The following is a 17,918-nucleotide window of genomic DNA, read 5'->3' on the forward strand; positions in this document are numbered from 1 at the left end:
GGCGAATTATAGGCGCACAGAATCTGCCGTCAAGGGTTAATTACGCTTTTGTTGCTGCCGGTGCCTTTTTAGTAATAAGACGCGGGATCCGACGCATCACTGGCGGTACGCGCAGCAACAGAAGCAGTGCACCTATGGAAGCATAGATAGCCCACTCCTTGAGGTCAGCCCGCACTATCCACAGCATGTGTAGCAAACCGAGCCCCAGAATCACGTACACCAGGCGATGCAATTTCTTCCAGCGACTGCCCAGCCGGCGCTGACTGTAACGATTGGAGGTCAGAGCCAAAACCAGTAGAGACAAAAACCCCAAGGCGCCGACAATTATGTACGGACGCTTACGCAACTCCACGCCCAGCTGCGACCAGTCGAGCCCAAGGACAAATACGCAATAAGCCGCCAGGTGCAGCACCACATAGGCAAAGCACCACAAACCCAGCTGCCGGCGCACTGCGATCCACCCCGGCCAACCGCTGAGCTTCTGCAGCGGTGTCATCGCGAGCGTGATCAGCAACAGGATCAAGGTGCCCAGACCCAAGCGATCCACCAGCACCTTGCCCGGGTCGGGCCCCAGGGCAAAACTCCAGGCTTCATAGAGCCAGAACAACGGCCAGACAGCGGCGGCTATAAAGACGCCGATGCGCCAGATCGGATAGCGCATCAGTAATTCTTCTTCAGGTCGAGATCTGTATAGAGAGCAGCAACCTCATCCGCGTAGCCATTGAACATCTGCGTCTCACGCACATTCGGGCTGAAAAGGCCGCTCGGTAGACGACGCTCCCGTGCCTGGGTCCAGCGCGGATGGTCAACCGTAGGGTTCACATTCGCATAAAACCCATACTCATCGGCAGCAATACTCTGCCAGGTCGTTTTAGGTTGCTCGCTGACAAGACTGATCCGCACAATCGACTTCACGCTCTTGAAGCCATACTTCCAAGGCACGACCAAACGCAGGGGCGCCCCGTTCTGGTTAGGCAGCTCCCGCCCGTACATACCCACGGCAAGGATCGCCAACGGATTCATCGCCTCGTCCAGACGCAGCCCTTCTACATAAGGCCAGTCGATCAAGCCGAAACTGGAGCGCTGACCCGGCATGCTCTTTGGATCCTGTAGCGTTTCGAAGCGGATGAATTTCGCCCTTGAAGTAGGCTCAACCTGCTTGAGCAAGGCGGAAACAGGAAAGCCGATCCAGGGAATCACCATCGACCACGCTTCGACGCAACGCAGCCGGTAGATGCGCTCTTCCAATTCGTAAGGTTTCATGAAGTCTTCCAAGGCGTAGCGCCCCGGCTTCGCAACTTCACCATCAATCACAACACTCCAGGGCTCAGTCTTGAGCGAACCCGCATTTGCCGCCGGATCGCCCTTATCTGTGCCGAACTCGTAGAAGTTGTTGTAGTGGGTTGCATCCTTGAACGGCGTGATGGCCTCGCCCTTGACCGTCACAGCCTGCCACTTGGTGCCTGGAAGCTTTTGCGTAAACCAGTCAGGCGCCCTGCCCGGCTCGACATCGGCATAACGTGCCGCCTCTTCGGCACTGGCCCAACGTGGCAAGCTGCTCGCGGCAATACCGGCAAGCGCACCACCAAGCAAGCTGCGGCGAGAGAGGTAGAACGATTCAGGCGTGACATCCGATTCGTGGCAATCGGACGCTTTGGGGATCTTGATTAACATGGCAACTCCGCAGCATTGGAGGACAGGTGCACCAATAGACTGCGGAGTATGGGGGAAATTACATTAAGGCAATGTTTTGTCCCGGCGAAGATGCAGCAGGTACTGCACCGGCCCCGACGCCGCGTAGACCAGGAAGGCCAACAATAGAATTCTTGGCGGGTCGCTGAACACCACCGCAAACACCAGCACCACCACAAGAATAGCCACGAAAGGCACACGCCCCTTGAGGTCGAACTCCTTGAAGCTGTTGTACTTGATGTTGCTGACCATCAGCATGCCGGCTGCCGCAACCATCAAGGCTACCAGGAACGACATCTTCGAACCCTGGATGCCATAGTCACTGAACGCCCAGACGATACCCGCCACCACGCCCGCAGCAGCCGGACTGGCCAGGCCAATGAAGTAACGCTTGTCGGCAGTGCCTACTTGAGTGTTGAAGCGCGCCAGACGCAACGCCGCGCCCGCCACATAGATGAAGGCCACCATCCAGCCGACCTTACCCATGTCACCCAGCGCCCAGGCAAACGCCAGCAACGCCGGGGCGACACCAAAGGCAACCATGTCCGACAACGAGTCGTACTCGGCACCGAAGGCGCTTTGGGTATTGGTCATGCGCGCCACACGACCATCCAGTCCATCAAGCACCATGGCGACGAAGATGGCGATGGCAGCAAAACCGAAATACTTGCTGGCACTCGCGGCATCACCCGCCGCCAATGCGCTCTGGGCACTCATCGAGTTGATGATGGAATAGAAGCCGGCAAACAGGTTCGCCGTGGTGAACAGGTTGGGCAGCAGATAGATGCCACGATGCCGGACCTTGCGGCCTTCCGCGTCATGCCCTTCTTCGACATGTTCATCGATTGGCAGCAGGCTTTCGGCGTCAGAAGCCTGGCTTGGCTCTTCGGGACGTTCGCTCATGGACTTTACCTTGCAACGGTGTGAAAAAAATTCGACAGATACTTGCGGCGAGTGTTCGCCCGCAAACGATGCAGCTTTATACCAGAACCCGCTTACCCAAACGAAAAAACGCGGCCGAAGCCGCGTTTTCCCTTGATACGTGCGACTTAGTTCTTGGCTTTGTCGACGATCTTGTTGGCACCGATCCACGGCATCATGGAACGCAGTTGCTCGCCGATGATTTCGATACCGTGGGCGGCGTTGTTACGACGCTTGGCGGTCATCGAAGGGTAGCCGGTCGCGCCTTCGCTGATGAACATCTTGGCGTATTCGCCGTCCTGAATACGTTTCAGAGCGTTGCGCATTGCCTGACGGGACTCGGCGTTGATCACTTCCGGGCCGGTGACGTACTCACCGTACTCGGCGTTGTTGGAGATCGAGTAGTTCATGTTGGCGATACCGCCTTCGTACATGAGGTCAACGATCAACTTCAGTTCGTGCAGGCATTCGAAGTAGGCCATTTCCGGCGCGTAGCCAGCTTCAACCAGGGTTTCGAAACCGGCTTTCACCAGCTCAACGGTACCACCGCACAGGACGGCTTGTTCGCCGAACAGGTCGGTTTCAGTCTCGTCCTTGAAGGTGGTTTCGATGATGCCGGTACGACCACCGCCGACACCGGCAGCGTAGGACAGAGCAACGTTCTTGGCGTTGCCCGAAGCGTCCTGGTAGATCGCGATCAGGTCAGGGATACCGCCGCCCTTGACGAACTCGGAACGTACGGTGTGGCCCGGAGCCTTCGGCGCGATCATGATCACGTCGAGGTCAGCGCGCGGCACAACCTGGTTGTAGTGGATCGCGAAGCCGTGGGAGAAGGCCAGGGTGGCGCCCTTCTTGATGTTCGGCTCGATTTCGTTCTTGTACAGCGCGGATTGGAATTCGTCCGGGGTCAGGATCATGACCAGGTCGGAAGCTGCCACAGCGGAAGCAACGTCGGTCACTTTCAGGCCGTGGGCTTCAGCCTTGGCAACGGTCGCCGAGCCTTTGCGCAAGCCAACGGTGACGTCAACGCCGGAATCTTTGAGGTTGCACGCTTGAGCGTGGCCCTGGGAGCCGTAACCGATGATGGCGACTTTCTTGCCCTGGATGATCGACAGGTCACAATCTTTATCGTAATAAACTTTCATGAGGTTCCTCTATATATCCAGGCCGTAAGGCCATTCGCTAATTGGGTTAGATGCTGAGTACTTTGTCGCCACGGGCAATCCCGGTGACACCACTGCGTACGGTTTCCAGAATCGAGGCCGTCCCGATCGACTGGATGAAGCTGTCCAGCTTGTCGCTCGTACCGGTCAATTGAACGGTATAAACGCTGGCGCTCACATCGACGATCTGCCCGCGATAAATATCGGTGGTGCGCTTGATCTCGGCACGCTGGGCACCTGTGGCCTTGACCTTGACCAGCATCAGCTCGCGCTCGATGTGGGCACTTTCCGACAGGTCGACCAGCTTGACCACTTCGATCAGCTTGTTGAGGTTCTTGGTGATCTGCTCGATCACCTCATCGTGGCCCACGGTGGTCAACGTCAGGCGCGACAGGGTCGGGTCTTCGGTCGGGGCCACGGTCAGGCTTTCGATGTTGTAGTTGCGTTGCGAAAACAGGCCGACAACACGAGACAGAGCGCCGGGTTCGTTCTCCAGAAGCAGGGAGATAATGTGCCGCATGATTAAGTACGCTCCGTCTTGTTCAGCCACATGTCGCGCATCGAGCCGTCTTTGATCTGCATCGGGTAGACGTGCTCGCTGGTATCCACCTGAATATCGATGAACACCAGGCGGTCCTTCATGGCGAACGCCTCTTCCATCTTCGGCTTCAGATCTTTCAGATCGGTGATGCGCATGCCGACGTGGCCATAGGCTTCAACCAATTTGACGAAATCCGGCAACGATTCCATGTAGGAATGGGAGTGACGGCTACCGTAGCTCATGTCCTGCCACTGGCGAACCATGCCCAGCACGCCATTGTTCAGGCAGACGATCTTCACCGGAAGGCCGTACTGCAGGCACGTTGACAGCTCCTGGATGTTCATCTGGATGCTGCCTTCACCGGTGACACAGGCAACGTCGGCATCCGGAAAGCTCAGCTTTACGCCCATGGCCGCCGGAAAACCAAAGCCCATCGTGCCCAGGCCACCGGAGTTGATCCAGCGGTTAGGCTTGTCGAATTTGTAGTACTGCGCGGCGAACATCTGGTGCTGGCCCACGTCGGAGGTCACAAAGGCGTCGCCCTTGGTCACTTCGCACAGGGTTTCGATCACGGTTTGTGGCTTGATGATGCTGCCGTCGCCCTTGTCGTACGGGAACAGGCCGCGGTCACCGCGCCATTCGTCGATCTGCTTCCACCAGCTGGCAACGGATTCCTTGTTCGGCGTTTCGCCGATGTCCTTGAGCGCGGCGACCATTTCGGTCAGCACGCTTTCCACCGGGCCCACGATTGGCACGTCGGCCTTGATGGTCTTGGAAATGGACGCCGGGTCGATGTCGATATGGATGATCTTGGCATTCGGGCAGAACTTGCTCGCGCCGTTGATCACGCGATCATCGAACCGTGCGCCGACCGCCAGAATCACATCGGCGTGGTGCATGGCGAGGTTGGCGGTATAGCTGCCGTGCATACCGAGCATGCCGACGAATTGACGGTCCGAACCCGGGAATGCGCCAAGCCCCATCAAGGTATTGGTCACCGGCAGGTTGAGCAGCTTGGCCAATTCTGTGAGCGGTGCGGAGCCGCCCCCCAGAATCACGCCGCCGCCGGAGTACAGCACCGGGCGCTTGGCCGCGAGAAGCATTTCCGCCGCCTTGCGGATTTGTCCGGAGTGCCCACGTACGGCCGGGCTGTAGGAGCGCAGCTTGGCTTTCTTCGGGAAAATGTATTCGAATTTCTCGGCCGGGTTGGTCATGTCCTTGGGAATATCCACCACGACAGGCCCCGGACGACCGGATTGTGCGAGGTAGAACGCCTTTTTCATGATTTCCGGAATTTCCGACGCGTGCTTGATCATGAAGCTGTGTTTCACGATCGGGCGGGAGATACCGATCATGTCGGTTTCCTGGAACGCGTCGGTACCGACCATGGTGCTGGCGACCTGGCCGGAAATGATCACCATGGGAATGGAGTCCATATAAGCAGTCGCGATGCCAGTGATGGCATTGGTTGCGCCTGGGCCGGAGGTTACCAGTACCACGCCGGCTTTACCGGTGGCACGGGCATAACCGTCAGCCATATGGGTTGCGGCCTGCTCGTGGCGAACCAGGATGTGGGTAACAGCCGGTTCCTTGAACAGTGCGTCGTAGACATGCAGCAGAGCACCACCTGGGTACCCGTAGATATAGTCGACGCCTTCGTCACGCAAAAAGCGGACGAGCATCTCACCGCCAGATAAAAGCTCCACGTTGTTCACCTCTAAAACGCCAGAATACCGTCCGTTGAAAACCGACGGGTCTTAATAGGTTTACTTCTCAACAGAGCATGAGCGACGGTGGTCGCCGACTACGTCAGCACTGACTGAGCAAGTATTGGGATCGTCCCAAGTGTTGCGGGCTTTTCCCACCCAGCGCGAGGTAACGCGTTGCGGGTGTTACAGGTCGGCGCGGGTGTGCGCCTCATGATCTGCCGAGCGGGCCTGCTTCTGGCAGTCCCGATACAGCGGACTTTGGATTCTTCTGTTTCAGGCCCTTCAAGTCAAGCAATAATTGCGCTTTTTTCCAACTAAGCGCATGAGAACGTAGGAGAAAGGCCTGTGAGGAGGGATAAAACTCGCCTGAATGTCGTCAAGCGGTAGAAATATGCGCAAGACTGCCGGAAAAACCGACAGTCAGGCAATTAACCAGCGTCAGCGATCAGTTGGTCGAACTTTTTCAGCGCATTACGCAAGCCAAGGCTCTCTCGCGGACGGTCGGCATAGACCATCTCGGCCATTTCCAGAATACCGGAAGCATTGGGCAGAGGCAGGTCGTGTTCGAGGATCTGCTTCATGCGTACCAGGAAAATCCATTGCAGCCATTGGTGAAAATCCAATGTGTCGACCGAAAAAGGCTCGACGCTGCTGAGCGCTTCGGCGCTGGGGGGCACTTCATCCCACCAGCCCTGCACGCGCAACTCTCGCTCGATCAATAACAACTGCTCGGCAATCGCCGGGAACCGCCCATCCATCAGAGGCTGACCTTGGCTTTTGCCCGAGCCTGGGCAGCGCCGGCAGCGTCGCCTTGGGCGGCACGCGCGTCACCGATCAACCCCCACAGGCTGGCTTGCAGGTCGGGGCGACCGTTGGCCAGGGTCAAACCACGGCGAGCGAACTGCTCGGCTTGCGGCGCATCACCCTGGGCCAGGCGTACCTGGGCCAGGCGATACAACACTTGTGGTTCGCGAGGGGCAACGCGTTGAGCACGCTCCAGGCTCGACGAAGCGCCATTGAGATCACCACCGGCCTGCTGTTGCTGGGCGGTGGTGAGCAGCGCCAGTACCGGGCCATCCAGTTGTTCGTCAGCCGACAGGCCGCCGGCACTGGACGACGAAGGAATACCGCTCGGCGTCGAAGGCATGGTGTAAGTGCCCTGGTTGACCGGCGCCGTCTGGATCGGCGTGGAATCGATCGGCGCCGAAGTGCCTGGGCCTGGCGTCCAGGGTTCGGCACTGATCGGGGCCGCGGTTGCAGCGCCACTGCCAGGCACCATCACCACCACGCCCGAATCCTGTGGCATTGCCTGAGGCTTGGCCTGTGCCGGACGGTTGGTCACGGTTTGACGAAACCCGCCATTGGCCGAAATCCGGTCGTTATTGGAGACGTTAGTACTCGAATCCACCACCGGAATCGAGCCGCGTTGCACGCTGGAGCAACCGCCGAGCAAAGCCAGAACGGTAATCGCTGGAATCCACAACTTGTTCACTTGAAACCCTCTTTGCTTAATTCATCCAGCCCTTGACCCAATCCATCACCGACTCCGCGTCAGCAGGGGCACTGCCCCCGCATGCGGCACCGGCTGGTGGCTCGCTGCCGCGAATATACGGCATCTGCACCGCACCCGGGCAGTTGGCATCCGAACCCTGGCCCGTGTGCGGATCAATCCAGGCCTGCACGATATTGTCCGGCTGCGGCATGTTGAGTGGCAACGGGTCTGCCTTGCGCATGAAGCTGGTCCAGACCTGCAGCGCACCGGTCGCTCCGGTGAATGGCGTCTTGCCATTGTCGTCACGGCCCAGCCACACCACGGCCAATACGTCCTGGCCAAAACCTGCGAACCAACTGTCGCGCGAATCGTTACTGGTGCCGGTCTTGCCCGCCAGCGTCAGGTTCGACGGCAGCACGCTGTAGACCGAGCGCCCGGTACCTTCACGCATCACGCGCTGCATGGCGTTCTGGATCAGGTATATGGAGCCCGCGTCGAAGCGTTGCTGGATCTGGAACGGGTAGCGCTTGAGCGGTTCGCCCTCGGCGGTCAGCACGCTGCGAATACCGCGCATCGGCGTATTGAAGCCACCGTTGGCCAAGGTCTGGTACATGGTGGCCACTTCCATCGGGCTCATGGCCGCCGCGCCCAGGAGCATCGAGGGGAACGCCGGGAACTCGCGCTCGATACCCAGTCGCGCCAGGGTTTTCAGCACATTCGGCACACCGACTTCCAGCCCCAGGCGCGATGTCGAGATGTTGTAGGAATGCGCCAGCCCCTGATACAGGAACACGGTGCCGTGGGAGCGGCGGTCGAAGTTCTTTGGCGTCCACACCTGGCCATCGGCGCCTTTGATCGACAGCGGGTCATCCGACAGCCAACTGGTCAGTGTGTACTTGCTCGGTTTTTCCAGGGCGGTCAGGTAGACCGCTGGCTTGACCAGCGAGCCAATCGGGCGCACGGCATCCAGCGCGCGGTTGAACCCGGCGAAGCTGGCCTGACGGCTACCGATCATGGCCTGGACCTCGCCGGTTTCCGGGTTGGTCACCACCATCGCGGCTTCTACTTCATCGGAGCCTTTGCGGCCTGTCAGGCGCTTGAAGGTGTCATTGACCGACGCTTCGGCTTTCATCTGCAGGATGGGGTCGAAGCTGGTGAAGATTCGCAGGCCTTCCTCGGTCAAGTCTTCGTCGCGATAGTCCTCGCGCAGTTGGCGTTTGACCAGGTCGATAAAGCCGGGGAATGAGCTATCTGCCAGCTTGCCGCGAGTGGTAACACCCAGCGGCATTTTCTTCGCGGCCGCGACCTGCTCGGCCGTGGCGACGCCCTGCTGTTCCAATACATCGAGTACCAGGTTGCGGCGTTCAAGCGCACGCTCAGGGTTGCGACGCGGGTTGTAATAGGACGGCCCCTTGACCATCCCTACCAGCAGCGCAACCTGGTGCAACTTCAATTCGGACAACGGCTGCCCGAAGAAGAACTGGCTGGCCAGGCCGAAACCGTGCACTGCGCGCTGACCATCCTGGCCGACGAAGACCTCGTTGAGGTACGCCTCGAGAATTTCCTGCTTGCTGTAATGCAACTCCAGCAGCATTGCCATCATGGCTTCGGTGAGCTTGCGGGTGAGGCTGCGCTCGTTGGTCAGGTAGAAGTTCTTCACCAATTGCTGGGTGAGCGTGCTGCCGCCCTGGGTCATCTTGCCGCCGGAAGTATTGACCCACACCGCGCGGGCAATCGACTTCGGCGAAACGCCCCAGTGGCTGTAGAAGTCGCGGTCTTCTACTGCTACCAGGGTTTCCAACAGGTACGGCGGCGCCTGATCGAGCTTGATCAGGATCCGGTCTTCAAGATTCTTCGGGTAGATACCGCCGATCATCAGCGGCTCGAGGCGTACCACTGGCAGCTTGGCGCCGTTGAGCGACGATAACTCAGCCACGTAATCGCCGGAAAAACGCACGCGTACCGGCTGGGCTTTTTCCAGGCCTTCGTAGAACTGGAAGCCGCGGGTGTTCAGGTCGACGGTATTGCCGCTGACGGCCGCCGCGCCCGGGCCGTTGCTCACGGGTTCGCGGCGATAGCCCAGCGCATCGAGTTCGGTGAGGAAGTCCTCCTTGCTCAACTTCTGGCCGGCGAACAATTCCAGCGGGCGTGCGTAAACCTTGGCCGGGATGGTCCAGCGCTTGCCGGAGAACTTCTCCTGGACCACGGCGTCGAGATACACCGCCACGCCGGCGAGCGCCACAAGGCCAACCAGGCCGAGCTTGAGCGCCCAGCCCAGCCACGGGCGCAGGCTGCGCGAAGGAGGTTTTTTACGGGAACGGGGAGATCGGGTTCGAGTCATGGCGGCGGATTATACGCACTTTATTGATGATCAACATGAGCCGGACAGCGGTTTGCACGACCGCCCGTAGCGGCCATAATGCTCGCCATGATTTCTCCCAGACTTTGAAGGATCGCCCGTGAGCCAGTCCCTGATTGCCGCCCTGCAAAACCCGGCGTTGTACCCGCATCCGGTGGAAGCGTTTCAAGTCATTGAAACCCACATTTCCTGGGTGATCCTGACCGGTCCCTATGCTTATAAACTGAAGAAACCGATGAACTTCGGCTTCCTCGATTTCACCGACCTGGAAAAACGCGGTCACTTCTGCAACGAAGAGCTGCGCCTCAACCAGCGCCTGACCGAAGATTTGTATCTTGAAGTGTTGCCAATTACCGGCACTGCCGACGCACCGCAATTGGCGGGCGACGGCCCGGTGATCGAGTACGCGCTGAAAATGCGTCAGTTCCCGCAAAGCCAGATGCTGAGCACCTTGCAAGCCAACGGTGAACTCAGCAGCGCGCACATTGACGAAATGGCCAGGCAGATTGCGCACTTCCACCTCAACGCGCCCAAAGTCGCGCAAGAGCACCCGGCCGGCACTCCGGAAGAAGTGATGGCACCGGTCCGCCAGAACTTCGAACAGATCCGCCCTTTCCTGAGTGACAAGGCCGACCTCATTCAACTGGAAGCCCTGCAAGCCTGGGCGCAAAGCAGCTTCGAACGCCTCAAGCCATTGCTGGAGCAGCGCAAGCTCAACGGTTTTACCCGTGAATGCCATGGTGATATCCACCTGGGTAATGCCACGCTGATCGATGGCCATGTAGTGATCTTCGACTGCATCGAATTCAACGAGCCGTTCCGCTTCACCGACGTGTACGCCGACACCGCGTTCCTGGCGATGGACCTGGAAGACCGTGGCCTCAAATGCCTGGCACGCCGGTTTATCAGCCAGTATCTGGAACTGACCGGCGATTATCAGGGCCTGGAGCTGCTGAATTTCTACAAGGCTTATCGCGCACTGGTGCGGGCGAAAGTTGCCCTGTTCAGCATGCCGAGCGAAGCCGACCCGGTGCAACGCGCCACCACCCTGCGCCAGTACCGTAATTATGCCAATCTGGCGGAAAGCTACAGCACGATTCCGTCGCGCTTCCTGGCCATCACCCACGGGGTTTCGGCTGTGGGCAAAAGCCATGTGGCCATGCGCCTGGTCGAGGCCTTAGGCGCTGTTCGCCTGCGTTCGGACGTGGAGCGAAAGCGCCTGTTTGGCGAGCAGCAGGTCGAAAACACTCCGCAAGCCGGCATTTATAGCGATGATGCCAGCGCTGCGACGTACACACGCCTGAATGAAATAGCCGACACCGTGCTGCGCGCCGGTTTCCCGGTGGTGCTGGATGCTACCTTCCTGAAACGCGAGCAACGTGACGCGGCGGCCCGGGTTGCCGAAGCCACCGGGGCCCCGTTCCTGATTCTGGATTGCAACGCCCCCCAGGCCGTCATCGCCAGTTGGCTGGCACAACGTCAGGCAGATAAAAACGATCCGTCCGACGCAACGTTGGTGGTTATTGAAGAACAAAACGCCAGTCGTGACCCGCTGACCGCTCAAGAGCTGCTGTTGAGTAAACGCGTCGAGACCAATGAAAGCGGGACGCTCGATGCATTGGTCGGGCATATTCGTCAACGCTTGCCCGGCCTGTAAGAAATATTTCTTGGTCGTGTCGTCTACTTTGGCGCACGACCCTGCAATAGTGGCACTATAATGGCGCCATAATTCCAACAGGAGTCGCCGTCATGAGTCAGCCCAAGCTTCTTGATACACCGCTCTATGCGCTCCTGCACAAGGACGACATTCGGGGCTTCAACCAAGAGCGCCCCGAAGGCGGCGTTATCGACATGCGCGGCGGCGACTTCCGAGGGTTGGACCTGCGCGAGCTGAACGCTGCGGGGATCGACTTTACCGACGCCTATTTCCGCTCCGCCGACCTGCGCGGGCTGGATTTGCGCGAGTGTTCACTGGAAGGCGCCAGCCTGGCCCATGCGCAGATTTCCGGTACTTACTTCTCACCCGACCTGACGGCTGACGAGATTCTGATGTCGGTGAATTTCGGTACCCGCCTGCGTTACCGCACCAAATAACCTCAAGACTCCGGCTCCCGGCTGCTTTCAAGCTCGCCGGGCGTTTTCCCGTGCCTGGCATGCAGCGTCATTCTTATAAGCTTTTCAGCCGTTCTCGAGCAAAGAATCACGCTTTTCCTACTGAGCGCTACACTCATTTTCAGGCTTGCCTGGTCACGATACCCACCGCACCATTCGGCCGTCGCAAGGAGGCTCGATGAACGATGAGCTGCAACACCTGAAGAATCTTGGCAAGACGTCGGCGCAGTGGCTGCATGCGGCGGGCATCCACAGCGCGTCCGACCTGCGCCGCCTGGGCGCGGTCGATGCTTACCGAGCCGTGCGAACTCGCGGGTTCCGGGCATCAAAAGTGTTGCTGTATGCGATTGAAGGCGCATTGATGGACGTGCATTGGAATGACATTCCCACGGAGCGCAAAGAGGCGTTGAACCTACAGTTGGAGGCGCTCTCAACGCGCCAGAAGACGTAGATTCGCCGATCAATCCAGTAGTATTTTCAGGATTTTTGAGAAAAGTAGGGGAATGTTGTTGACTCTCAAATGAGAATCGTTATGATTATCACAGCTGGTCGCGAGATCAGCCGATAACTGAAAGACCATTGGTTCGGACTCTCAGATTATCTCCTCATCAGGCTAATCACGGTTATTTGACCCGGCTCTTGCCGGGTCTTTTTTTGCCTGCAAAACGCCGGTTCAACGCGCGATGATCAACGGATGACCACGCTCCGGATGCAACTGCACCAACACATCCAGACCAAATACCGCCTTGAGCGGCTCGGGGCGCAGCACCTGTGCGGGCGTGTCCAGGGCGCGCGGGCATCCGTTCTCCAGTAACAGAATTCGATCACAGTAACGGGCGGCCAGGTTCAGGTCATGCAGGATCACCAATACCGCTGCGCCACGATCGGCAAAGCGCCGGATCGCCTGCAAGGTCGTGTGCTGATGCAACGGATCGAGCATCGATGTCGGCTCATCCAACAGCAGTGTCTGCCCCGCCTCGCCCGGCCATAATTGCGCCAACACACGGGCCAGGTGTACCCGTTGACGCTCCCCGCCCGACAAGGCCAGGTAACTGCGACCACTCAAGTGCCCTACATCTGCCGCCTGCAGTGCCGCGCTGATGATTTCCTCATCGCGTACTCGCCCGGTCTGATGCGGCAAACGTCCCAGCCCTACAACCTCTTCGACACGGAACGCGAAGTCCAGGGTCGAGCTCTGGGGCAGTACCGCCAGGCGCTGTGCTCGTTGCGCGCCGCTCCAATGCTTCAACTCTTGCTGATCCAGCCAGACCTTGCCCTGATCAGGCGTCAACTCGCCGCACAGCGCGCTGAGCAAGGTACTTTTGCCTGCACCATTGGGCCCTAATACACCGAGAACTTCGCCCGGCAGCAGCTCCAGGGTGACATCTGCCAGTACGGTTTTACGCCCGCGGCGGATCTGCAACGCTTCCACTCGCAGCATCAGGCGCGCCCTCGCAGTAATAAATAGAGGAAAAGTGGCGCGCCAATAAACGCGGTGACAATACCGATCGGCAGTTCCGCCGGCGCCAATGCCAAGCGCGCCACCAGATCCGCCAACAGCAACAAACTCGCGCCTGCCAGCACGGAAGCCGGCAATAACACCCGGTGGTCCGGCCCGGCCAGCAACCGCACCAGATGCGGCACCACCAACCCGACAAAACCGATCATGCCCGCCGCTGCCACCGCCGCACCCACGCCCAACGCCGTACAGAACACCAGCTCACGCTTGAGCTTTTCCACATCGATGCCCAGGTGGCTGGCCTCGGACTCACCCAGCAACAGCGCATTCAAGGCTTTCGCCCGGCGCGGCAACCACAGCGCCACGCCCGCGCTCACCAGCAGCAACGGCCATAAACGTGAATAGCTGGCACCATTGAGGCTGCCCAGGTTCCAGAATGTCAGGGTGCGCAAGGTGGCGTCGTCCGCCAGGTAGGTAAACAGCCCCACCGCAGAACCGGCCAGGGCTGTCAGCGCGATGCCGGCGAGCAACATTGTTGCGACGTTGGTCTGGCCATTGCGTCGCCCCAGTCGATACACCAGCGCCGTGACGCCCAGGCCGCCCAGAAACGCGCAAATCGACAAAAGATACGGCGCGAGCGCATCCGGTAGCCCGCCAAACAACGAGCCGCCGACAATGGCCACCGCAGCCCCCAATGCCGCGCCACTGGACACACCCACCAAGCCAGGATCGGCCAGCGGGTTGCGAAACAAGCCCTGCATCGCCACCCCCGACAAGGCGAGCACACCGCCCACGGCCAGGCCCAGTAACGTGCGCGGCAAGCGAATCTGCCCCAGGATCAACTCTGCCTGTTCGAGCCCCTGGGCCTCAATCGGCACTCCGATCATTCGCAGCGCAGCCCTGAGCGTGTCGAACAACGGCAGGCTAACCGGTCCCAGGGCCAGTGAAAGCCAGATCGCCAGCAGACATAACAGCGCCAGCCCGATAAACAGCGTTTTCGGTTTGACCAACCGGGTCATGGGGCGGGTTCAGCCTGGGACGGGTAAAAGCCTGCGGACAACTGCGCCAGGCTCTGCGGCAGGCGTGGCCCAAGCCCGCCCACCAGCAGCGTCGGGTCCAACTCCAGTACCCGGCCGTTCCTGGCCGCTGGCGTGGAAGCGAGGATGGGGTTTTCCTTGAACAACGCGACCCGGGCCGCTTCACCACTGAGCGCCCGATCAGCAACTACCAGCACTTCCGGGCTCAACCCGGCCAGCGACTCCGCCGAGAACGGCTTGTAACCACTGTGAGTCGCCAGATTATGGCCGCCGGCCTGCTGCAGCAGCCAGTCAGCGGCGGTGTCTTTACCGGCGATCAACGGCTTGCCGCCGGCGTGCCCGAGCAACAGCAATACGCCTGGCGCTTTTTGCGTTAAGCGGGCCTTGGTCACCCAGGCTTTCTGTTGATCCAGCGCCTGCTCATATCCGGCAAACAATTCGTTGGCCTTAGCCTCGCTGCCCAACAGTGTGCCCAGGTGCGCCAGGTTGGCTTTCAGGCTGGGTAAGTCCGGCTGTGCCGAGAACATCTCTACCTGCACGCCCGCATTGCGGATCTGCGCCAGCACCGGTGGTGGCCCCATCTCTTCGGTCCCCACCAGCACCTGCGGGCGCAGGCTGAGAATACCCTCGGCCGACAATTGGCGCTGATAACCAATACTGGGCAATGCCTTGAGGGACGCTGGATGCTGGCTGGTGGTGTCCACGCCGACCAGCTTCGGCTCACCTCCCAGTGCCGTCACCCATTCCGATAACGCGCCACCGGCGCTGACCCAGCGTTGCGGCAGGTCCAAGGCTTGGGCCGCGTGGCTGACCAGCAGTCCGGCAACTAGCGCAATAACGCTGGCACTCAGGCGCATAACAGGGTTTCCTTCCAAGGCGGGGCCGCTCAAGCACTCATTGATGTGACAGATAAACCCTGCCCGGCATCGTAGTGAGCACCCGATCAGCTGACGGGCGAAGCGGGCATTTGATAATTGTTTGCATTTGAACGTCAAGGCACTTAAGGATTGAAATGAAGTTTCTCTGCCCCTCCGAGGCCTTGGCGCCCGACAGCAGCCTCGGTTTTGATATCGACGGTTGCAAACTGTTGGCCGTGCGGCGCGCTGGCGTTGCCTACTTCTATGTCAACCGCTGCCCCCATCGCGGCGTCCCACTGGAATGGCAACCGGACAGCTTCCTCGACTCCAGCGCCAGCCTGATTCAATGCGCCACCCATGGCGCGCTGTTCCTGATCGAAAGCGGCGAATGCATTGCCGGCCCGTGCGCAGGCCAAAGCCTCACCGCCCTGCCCGGCCGCGAAGACGCACAAGGCCTGTGGGTGCAACTCTAGTTGCCCAGCAGCACCTTCAACGGCCGTTCGATACAGATTTCTTCAGGCGTGACCCGCACGCCGTACGCCAGCACCTCCACACCCGCTGCCTTGGCCTCACGCAACGCGGCGGCATAACCCGCGTCAATTTCCACCGCTGGGCGCACCGCATCGATCCCCGACAAATTAACGCAGTACAACTGCACCGCCCGCACACCTTCACGCGCCAGGTGGGCCAGCTCCCGCAAGTGCTTGGCACCGCGCTGGGTCACCGCATCAGGGAAAGCCGCCACGGAGGTGCCATCAAAGCCCAAGGTGACACTTTTGACTTCGACAAACGCCGCCCCGTGCGGGTAGTCCAGGCGAAAATCGATCCGGCTTCGCTCCTGACCGTAAGGCACTTCGCGTTTCAACGCGGTAAAGCCGTTGAGCTCAGTGATCAGCCCGGCCCGCAATGCCTCCTCCACCAACTGATTGGCGCGTGCCGTATTGACGCAAGCCAGCCGGCCCTGGGGCGTTTCGGCGATTTCCCAGGTACCGGGCAATTTGCGCCTGGGGTCGGCGGAACGGCTGAACCAGACCTGGCCGCCTTCGACCATGCAGTTGAGCATCGAACCGGTGTTCGGGCAGTGAATGGTGAGCAACTCGCCGGTAACGGTTTCGATATCGGTGAGAAAACGCTTGTAGCGGCGGATCAGCCGCCCTTCTTCGAGGGGAGGATGAAAACGCATCAGCCTTGCCAACTCCGCAAGCCACGGGTAATCCGCTCCACCGCCTCTTGTAGCCGATCAAGGTTTTGCGTGTAGGCAAAACGCACGTGATGACCCGCCTGATAACGGCCGAAATCCAGCCCGGGGGTAAAGGCCACATATTCGGTTTCCAGGAAATGGCGGCAGAACGCGAAGGCATCTCCACCAAACGCGCTGATATCGGCATAGAGATAGAACGCGCCTTCGGGCTCTACGGCGATACCGAATCCCAACTCGCGCAGGGCCGGCAGCAGGAAGTCACGGCGCCGGCCAAACTCGGCACGGCGCTCCTCCAGAATGCCCAGGGTTTGCGGGGTGAAACAGGCCAGGGCCGCATGCTGGGCCATGCTCGGCGCGCTGATGTAGAGGTTTTGCGCCAACTTCTCTAATTCGCCCACCGCCGCCGGTGGCGCCACCAGCCAGCCCAGGCGCCAGCCGGTCATGCCGAAATACTTGGAAAAACTATTCAGGACGAAGGCATCGTCGTCGACTTCCAGCACGCTCGCGGCGTCGGTGCCGTAGGTGAGCCCGTGATAGATCTCATCCACCACCAGATGGCCGTCGCGCGCCTTGATGGCGTTGGACAGGTCGGCCAATTCGTCCCGCGTCAGAAGCGTCCCGGTCGGGTTGGCCGGGGAGGCAACCAGTGCGCCGACGCTGTCCTGGTTCCAGTGTTGCGCCACCAGGTCGGCGGTCAATTGGTAGCGCACTTGCGGGCCGACCGGCACCAACTGCGCCGCGCCCTCGATCAAGCGCAGGAAATGCCGGTTGCAGGGGTAGCCCGGATCCGCCAGCAGCCAGTGCTTGCCCGGATCCACCAGCAGGCTGGTGGCCAGTAACAACGCGCCGGAGCCACCGGGCGTGATCAGAATGCGCTGCGGATCTATGCTCAACCCGTAGCGCTGCTGGTAGAAACCGCTGATCGCCTCGCGCAATTCGGGCAGCCCACGGGCGGCGGTGTAGCGGGTCTTGCCGTTGGCCAGCGCGGCCTGGCCAGCCTGGATGATCGGTTCGGCGGTGGTGAAATCCGGCTCGCCGATTTCCAGATGGATCACGTCGTGGCCGGCTGACTGCAGCTCATTGGCGCGCGCCAGCAATGCCATGACATGAAAAGGTTCGATGGCGCGACTACGCGCACTGTAGGGCTGAGCCATTAGCCTTCCTAGACGGTGAGGACAAAATCAGGATTCTACCGAACCCTCGCGATAAAACATGTTCTATTGCCTGCCCGGCCGACTTCACGGCCAGGCAAGCGCCGGCAAAACGACTAAAATCAACATTCGAGACGAGACATACCCAGCCACGACGGGCCGCTGCAGTTTGCATCCCCCGACGCGACAACCGGGAGTGGCGCACCCCGAATCTATCTGGTAAG

18 protein-coding genes are annotated in these 17,918 nt (G+C 60.0%); 4 read left to right on the plus strand and 14 right to left on the minus strand.

All coding sequences use genetic code 11. The features are described 5' to 3' along the window. Positions 1-40: 40 nt before the first annotated feature. The 9 genes from msrQ to mrcB all read right to left on the minus strand — a co-directional run bounded on the left by msrQ (position 41) and on the right by mrcB (position 9,859). On the minus strand, positions 41-661 hold the full coding sequence (gene msrQ / locus C4J85_RS22870) for a protein-methionine-sulfoxide reductase heme-binding subunit MsrQ (RefSeq protein WP_124368355.1): 621 nt from the start codon (positions 659-661) through the stop codon (positions 41-43). After that, positions 661-1,674, minus strand: coding sequence for a protein-methionine-sulfoxide reductase catalytic subunit MsrP (gene msrP / locus C4J85_RS22875; protein WP_124368356.1), 1,014 nt, complete (start codon positions 1,672-1,674; stop codon positions 661-663). The genes msrQ and msrP overlap by 1 nt, the downstream gene beginning before the upstream one ends. Positions 1,675-1,737: 63 nt before the next feature. Further along, the gene (gene pssA / locus C4J85_RS22880; RefSeq protein WP_070994366.1) at positions 1,738-2,595 is read right to left on the minus strand and encodes a CDP-diacylglycerol--serine O-phosphatidyltransferase; all 858 of its coding nucleotides are present in this window, start codon (positions 2,593-2,595) and stop codon (positions 1,738-1,740) included. A gap of 146 nt (positions 2,596-2,741) precedes the next feature. Continuing rightward, entirely contained in the window at positions 2,742-3,758 is a 1,017-nt protein-coding gene (gene ilvC / locus C4J85_RS22885; protein ID WP_124410783.1) for a ketol-acid reductoisomerase, read from the minus strand. A gap of 46 nt (positions 3,759-3,804) precedes the next feature. After that, positions 3,805-4,296 (minus strand): acetolactate synthase small subunit, encoded by a 492-nt coding sequence (ilvN, locus tag C4J85_RS22890; RefSeq protein ID WP_003176102.1) that lies wholly within the window; start codon positions 4,294-4,296, stop codon positions 3,805-3,807. 2 nt (positions 4,297-4,298) lie between these two features. Continuing rightward, a complete protein-coding gene (locus C4J85_RS22895) occupies positions 4,299-6,023 on the minus strand; it encodes an acetolactate synthase 3 large subunit (RefSeq protein ID WP_124364410.1) in 1,725 nt (574 codons plus the stop codon). Between the two features lie 431 nt (positions 6,024-6,454). Beyond that, positions 6,455-6,784, minus strand: coding sequence for a YqcC family protein (locus C4J85_RS22900; protein WP_124410784.1), 330 nt, complete (start codon positions 6,782-6,784; stop codon positions 6,455-6,457). Then, positions 6,784-7,518, minus strand: a complete 735-nt coding sequence (locus tag C4J85_RS22905) for a M48 family metallopeptidase (protein ID WP_124364412.1) — start codon at positions 7,516-7,518, stop codon at positions 6,784-6,786. Before C4J85_RS22905 ends, C4J85_RS22900 begins: the two co-directional genes overlap by 1 nt. Before the next feature lie 16 nt (positions 7,519-7,534). Continuing rightward, complete coding sequence (mrcB, locus tag C4J85_RS22910) at positions 7,535-9,859, minus strand: penicillin-binding protein 1B (protein WP_124410785.1); 2,325 nt, start codon at positions 9,857-9,859, stop codon at positions 7,535-7,537. 118 nt (positions 9,860-9,977) lie between these two features. Between mrcB and C4J85_RS22915 the strand changes: the two genes are divergently transcribed. The 3 genes from C4J85_RS22915 (at position 9,978) to C4J85_RS22925 (ending at position 12,440) form a co-directional block, all read left to right on the plus strand. Then, positions 9,978-11,534 carry a bifunctional aminoglycoside phosphotransferase/ATP-binding protein gene (locus C4J85_RS22915; RefSeq protein WP_124410786.1) on the plus strand — a complete coding sequence of 519 codons (1,557 nt, stop codon included), beginning with the start codon at positions 9,978-9,980 and terminating at the stop codon, positions 11,532-11,534. A gap of 92 nt (positions 11,535-11,626) precedes the next feature. Next, entirely contained in the window at positions 11,627-11,971 is a 345-nt protein-coding gene (locus C4J85_RS22920; RefSeq protein WP_124364415.1) for a pentapeptide repeat-containing protein, read from the plus strand. A gap of 196 nt (positions 11,972-12,167) precedes the next feature. Further along, positions 12,168-12,440, plus strand: a complete 273-nt coding sequence (locus tag C4J85_RS22925; protein ID WP_124371879.1) for a TfoX/Sxy family protein — start codon at positions 12,168-12,170, stop codon at positions 12,438-12,440. A gap of 222 nt (positions 12,441-12,662) precedes the next feature. Here C4J85_RS22925 and C4J85_RS22930 read toward each other — a convergent pair whose 3' ends face one another. The 3 genes from C4J85_RS22930 to C4J85_RS22940 are packed head-to-tail and all read right to left on the minus strand — an operon-like array spanning position 12,663 to position 15,342. Next, positions 12,663-13,430 (minus strand): heme ABC transporter ATP-binding protein, encoded by a 768-nt coding sequence (locus tag C4J85_RS22930; RefSeq protein ID WP_124368361.1) that lies wholly within the window; start codon positions 13,428-13,430, stop codon positions 12,663-12,665. Continuing rightward, the gene (locus C4J85_RS22935) at positions 13,430-14,413 is read right to left on the minus strand and encodes an iron ABC transporter permease (RefSeq protein WP_164487887.1); all 984 of its coding nucleotides are present in this window, start codon (positions 14,411-14,413) and stop codon (positions 13,430-13,432) included. The genes C4J85_RS22930 and C4J85_RS22935 overlap by 1 nt, the downstream gene beginning before the upstream one ends. 50 nt (positions 14,414-14,463) lie before the next feature. Beyond that, positions 14,464-15,342: a hemin ABC transporter substrate-binding protein gene (locus tag C4J85_RS22940; RefSeq protein ID WP_124408180.1), complete on the minus strand. Its 879-nt coding sequence runs from the start codon at positions 15,340-15,342 to the stop codon at positions 14,464-14,466. A gap of 155 nt (positions 15,343-15,497) precedes the next feature. Between C4J85_RS22940 and C4J85_RS22945 the strand changes: the two genes are divergently transcribed. Beyond that, positions 15,498-15,815, plus strand: a complete 318-nt coding sequence (locus C4J85_RS22945; protein WP_124368364.1) for a Rieske 2Fe-2S domain-containing protein — start codon at positions 15,498-15,500, stop codon at positions 15,813-15,815. Here C4J85_RS22945 and sfsA read toward each other — a convergent pair. Together sfsA and C4J85_RS22955 are read right to left on the minus strand one after the other, a co-directional pair. Beyond that, positions 15,812-16,525: a DNA/RNA nuclease SfsA gene (sfsA, locus tag C4J85_RS22950; protein ID WP_124410788.1), complete on the minus strand. Its 714-nt coding sequence runs from the start codon at positions 16,523-16,525 to the stop codon at positions 15,812-15,814. The genes C4J85_RS22945 and sfsA overlap by 4 nt on opposite strands. After that, positions 16,525-17,697: a pyridoxal phosphate-dependent aminotransferase gene (locus C4J85_RS22955; protein WP_124410789.1), complete on the minus strand. Its 1,173-nt coding sequence runs from the start codon at positions 17,695-17,697 to the stop codon at positions 16,525-16,527. The genes sfsA and C4J85_RS22955 overlap by 1 nt, the downstream gene beginning before the upstream one ends. Positions 17,698-17,918: the final 221 nt, after the last annotated feature.

This window comes from Pseudomonas sp. R4-34-07 (assembly GCF_003852375.1).
In the GTDB taxonomy this organism is placed as follows: domain Bacteria; phylum Pseudomonadota; class Gammaproteobacteria; order Pseudomonadales; family Pseudomonadaceae; genus Aquipseudomonas.

Coding starts and splice junctions, on each gene's coding strand:
- ilvC (WP_124410783.1), bottom strand. CDS start 3,758: ATGAAAGTTTATTACGATAAAGATTGTGACCTGTCGATCATCCAGGGC.
- msrP (WP_124368356.1), bottom strand. CDS start 1,674: ATGTTAATCAAGATCCCCAAAGCGTCCGATTGCCACGAATCGGATGTC.
- mrcB (WP_124410785.1), bottom strand. CDS start 9,859: ATGACTCGAACCCGATCTCCCCGTTCCCGTAAAAAACCTCCTTCGCGC.
- C4J85_RS22900 (WP_124410784.1), bottom strand. CDS start 6,784: ATGGATGGGCGGTTCCCGGCGATTGCCGAGCAGTTGTTATTGATCGAG.
- ilvN (WP_003176102.1), bottom strand. CDS start 4,296: ATGCGGCACATTATCTCCCTGCTTCTGGAGAACGAACCCGGCGCTCTG.
- C4J85_RS22940 (WP_124408180.1), bottom strand. CDS start 15,342: ATGCGCCTGAGTGCCAGCGTTATTGCGCTAGTTGCCGGACTGCTGGTC.
- C4J85_RS22955 (WP_124410789.1), bottom strand. CDS start 17,697: ATGGCTCAGCCCTACAGTGCGCGTAGTCGCGCCATCGAACCTTTTCAT.
- C4J85_RS22920 (WP_124364415.1), top strand. CDS start 11,627: ATGAGTCAGCCCAAGCTTCTTGATACACCGCTCTATGCGCTCCTGCAC.
- sfsA (WP_124410788.1), bottom strand. CDS start 16,525: ATGCGTTTTCATCCTCCCCTCGAAGAAGGGCGGCTGATCCGCCGCTAC.
- C4J85_RS22925 (WP_124371879.1), top strand. CDS start 12,168: ATGAACGATGAGCTGCAACACCTGAAGAATCTTGGCAAGACGTCGGCG.
- pssA (WP_070994366.1), bottom strand. CDS start 2,595: ATGAGCGAACGTCCCGAAGAGCCAAGCCAGGCTTCTGACGCCGAAAGC.
- C4J85_RS22945 (WP_124368364.1), top strand. CDS start 15,498: ATGAAGTTTCTCTGCCCCTCCGAGGCCTTGGCGCCCGACAGCAGCCTC.
- C4J85_RS22930 (WP_124368361.1), bottom strand. CDS start 13,430: ATGCTGCGAGTGGAAGCGTTGCAGATCCGCCGCGGGCGTAAAACCGTA.
- msrQ (WP_124368355.1), bottom strand. CDS start 661: ATGCGCTATCCGATCTGGCGCATCGGCGTCTTTATAGCCGCCGCTGTC.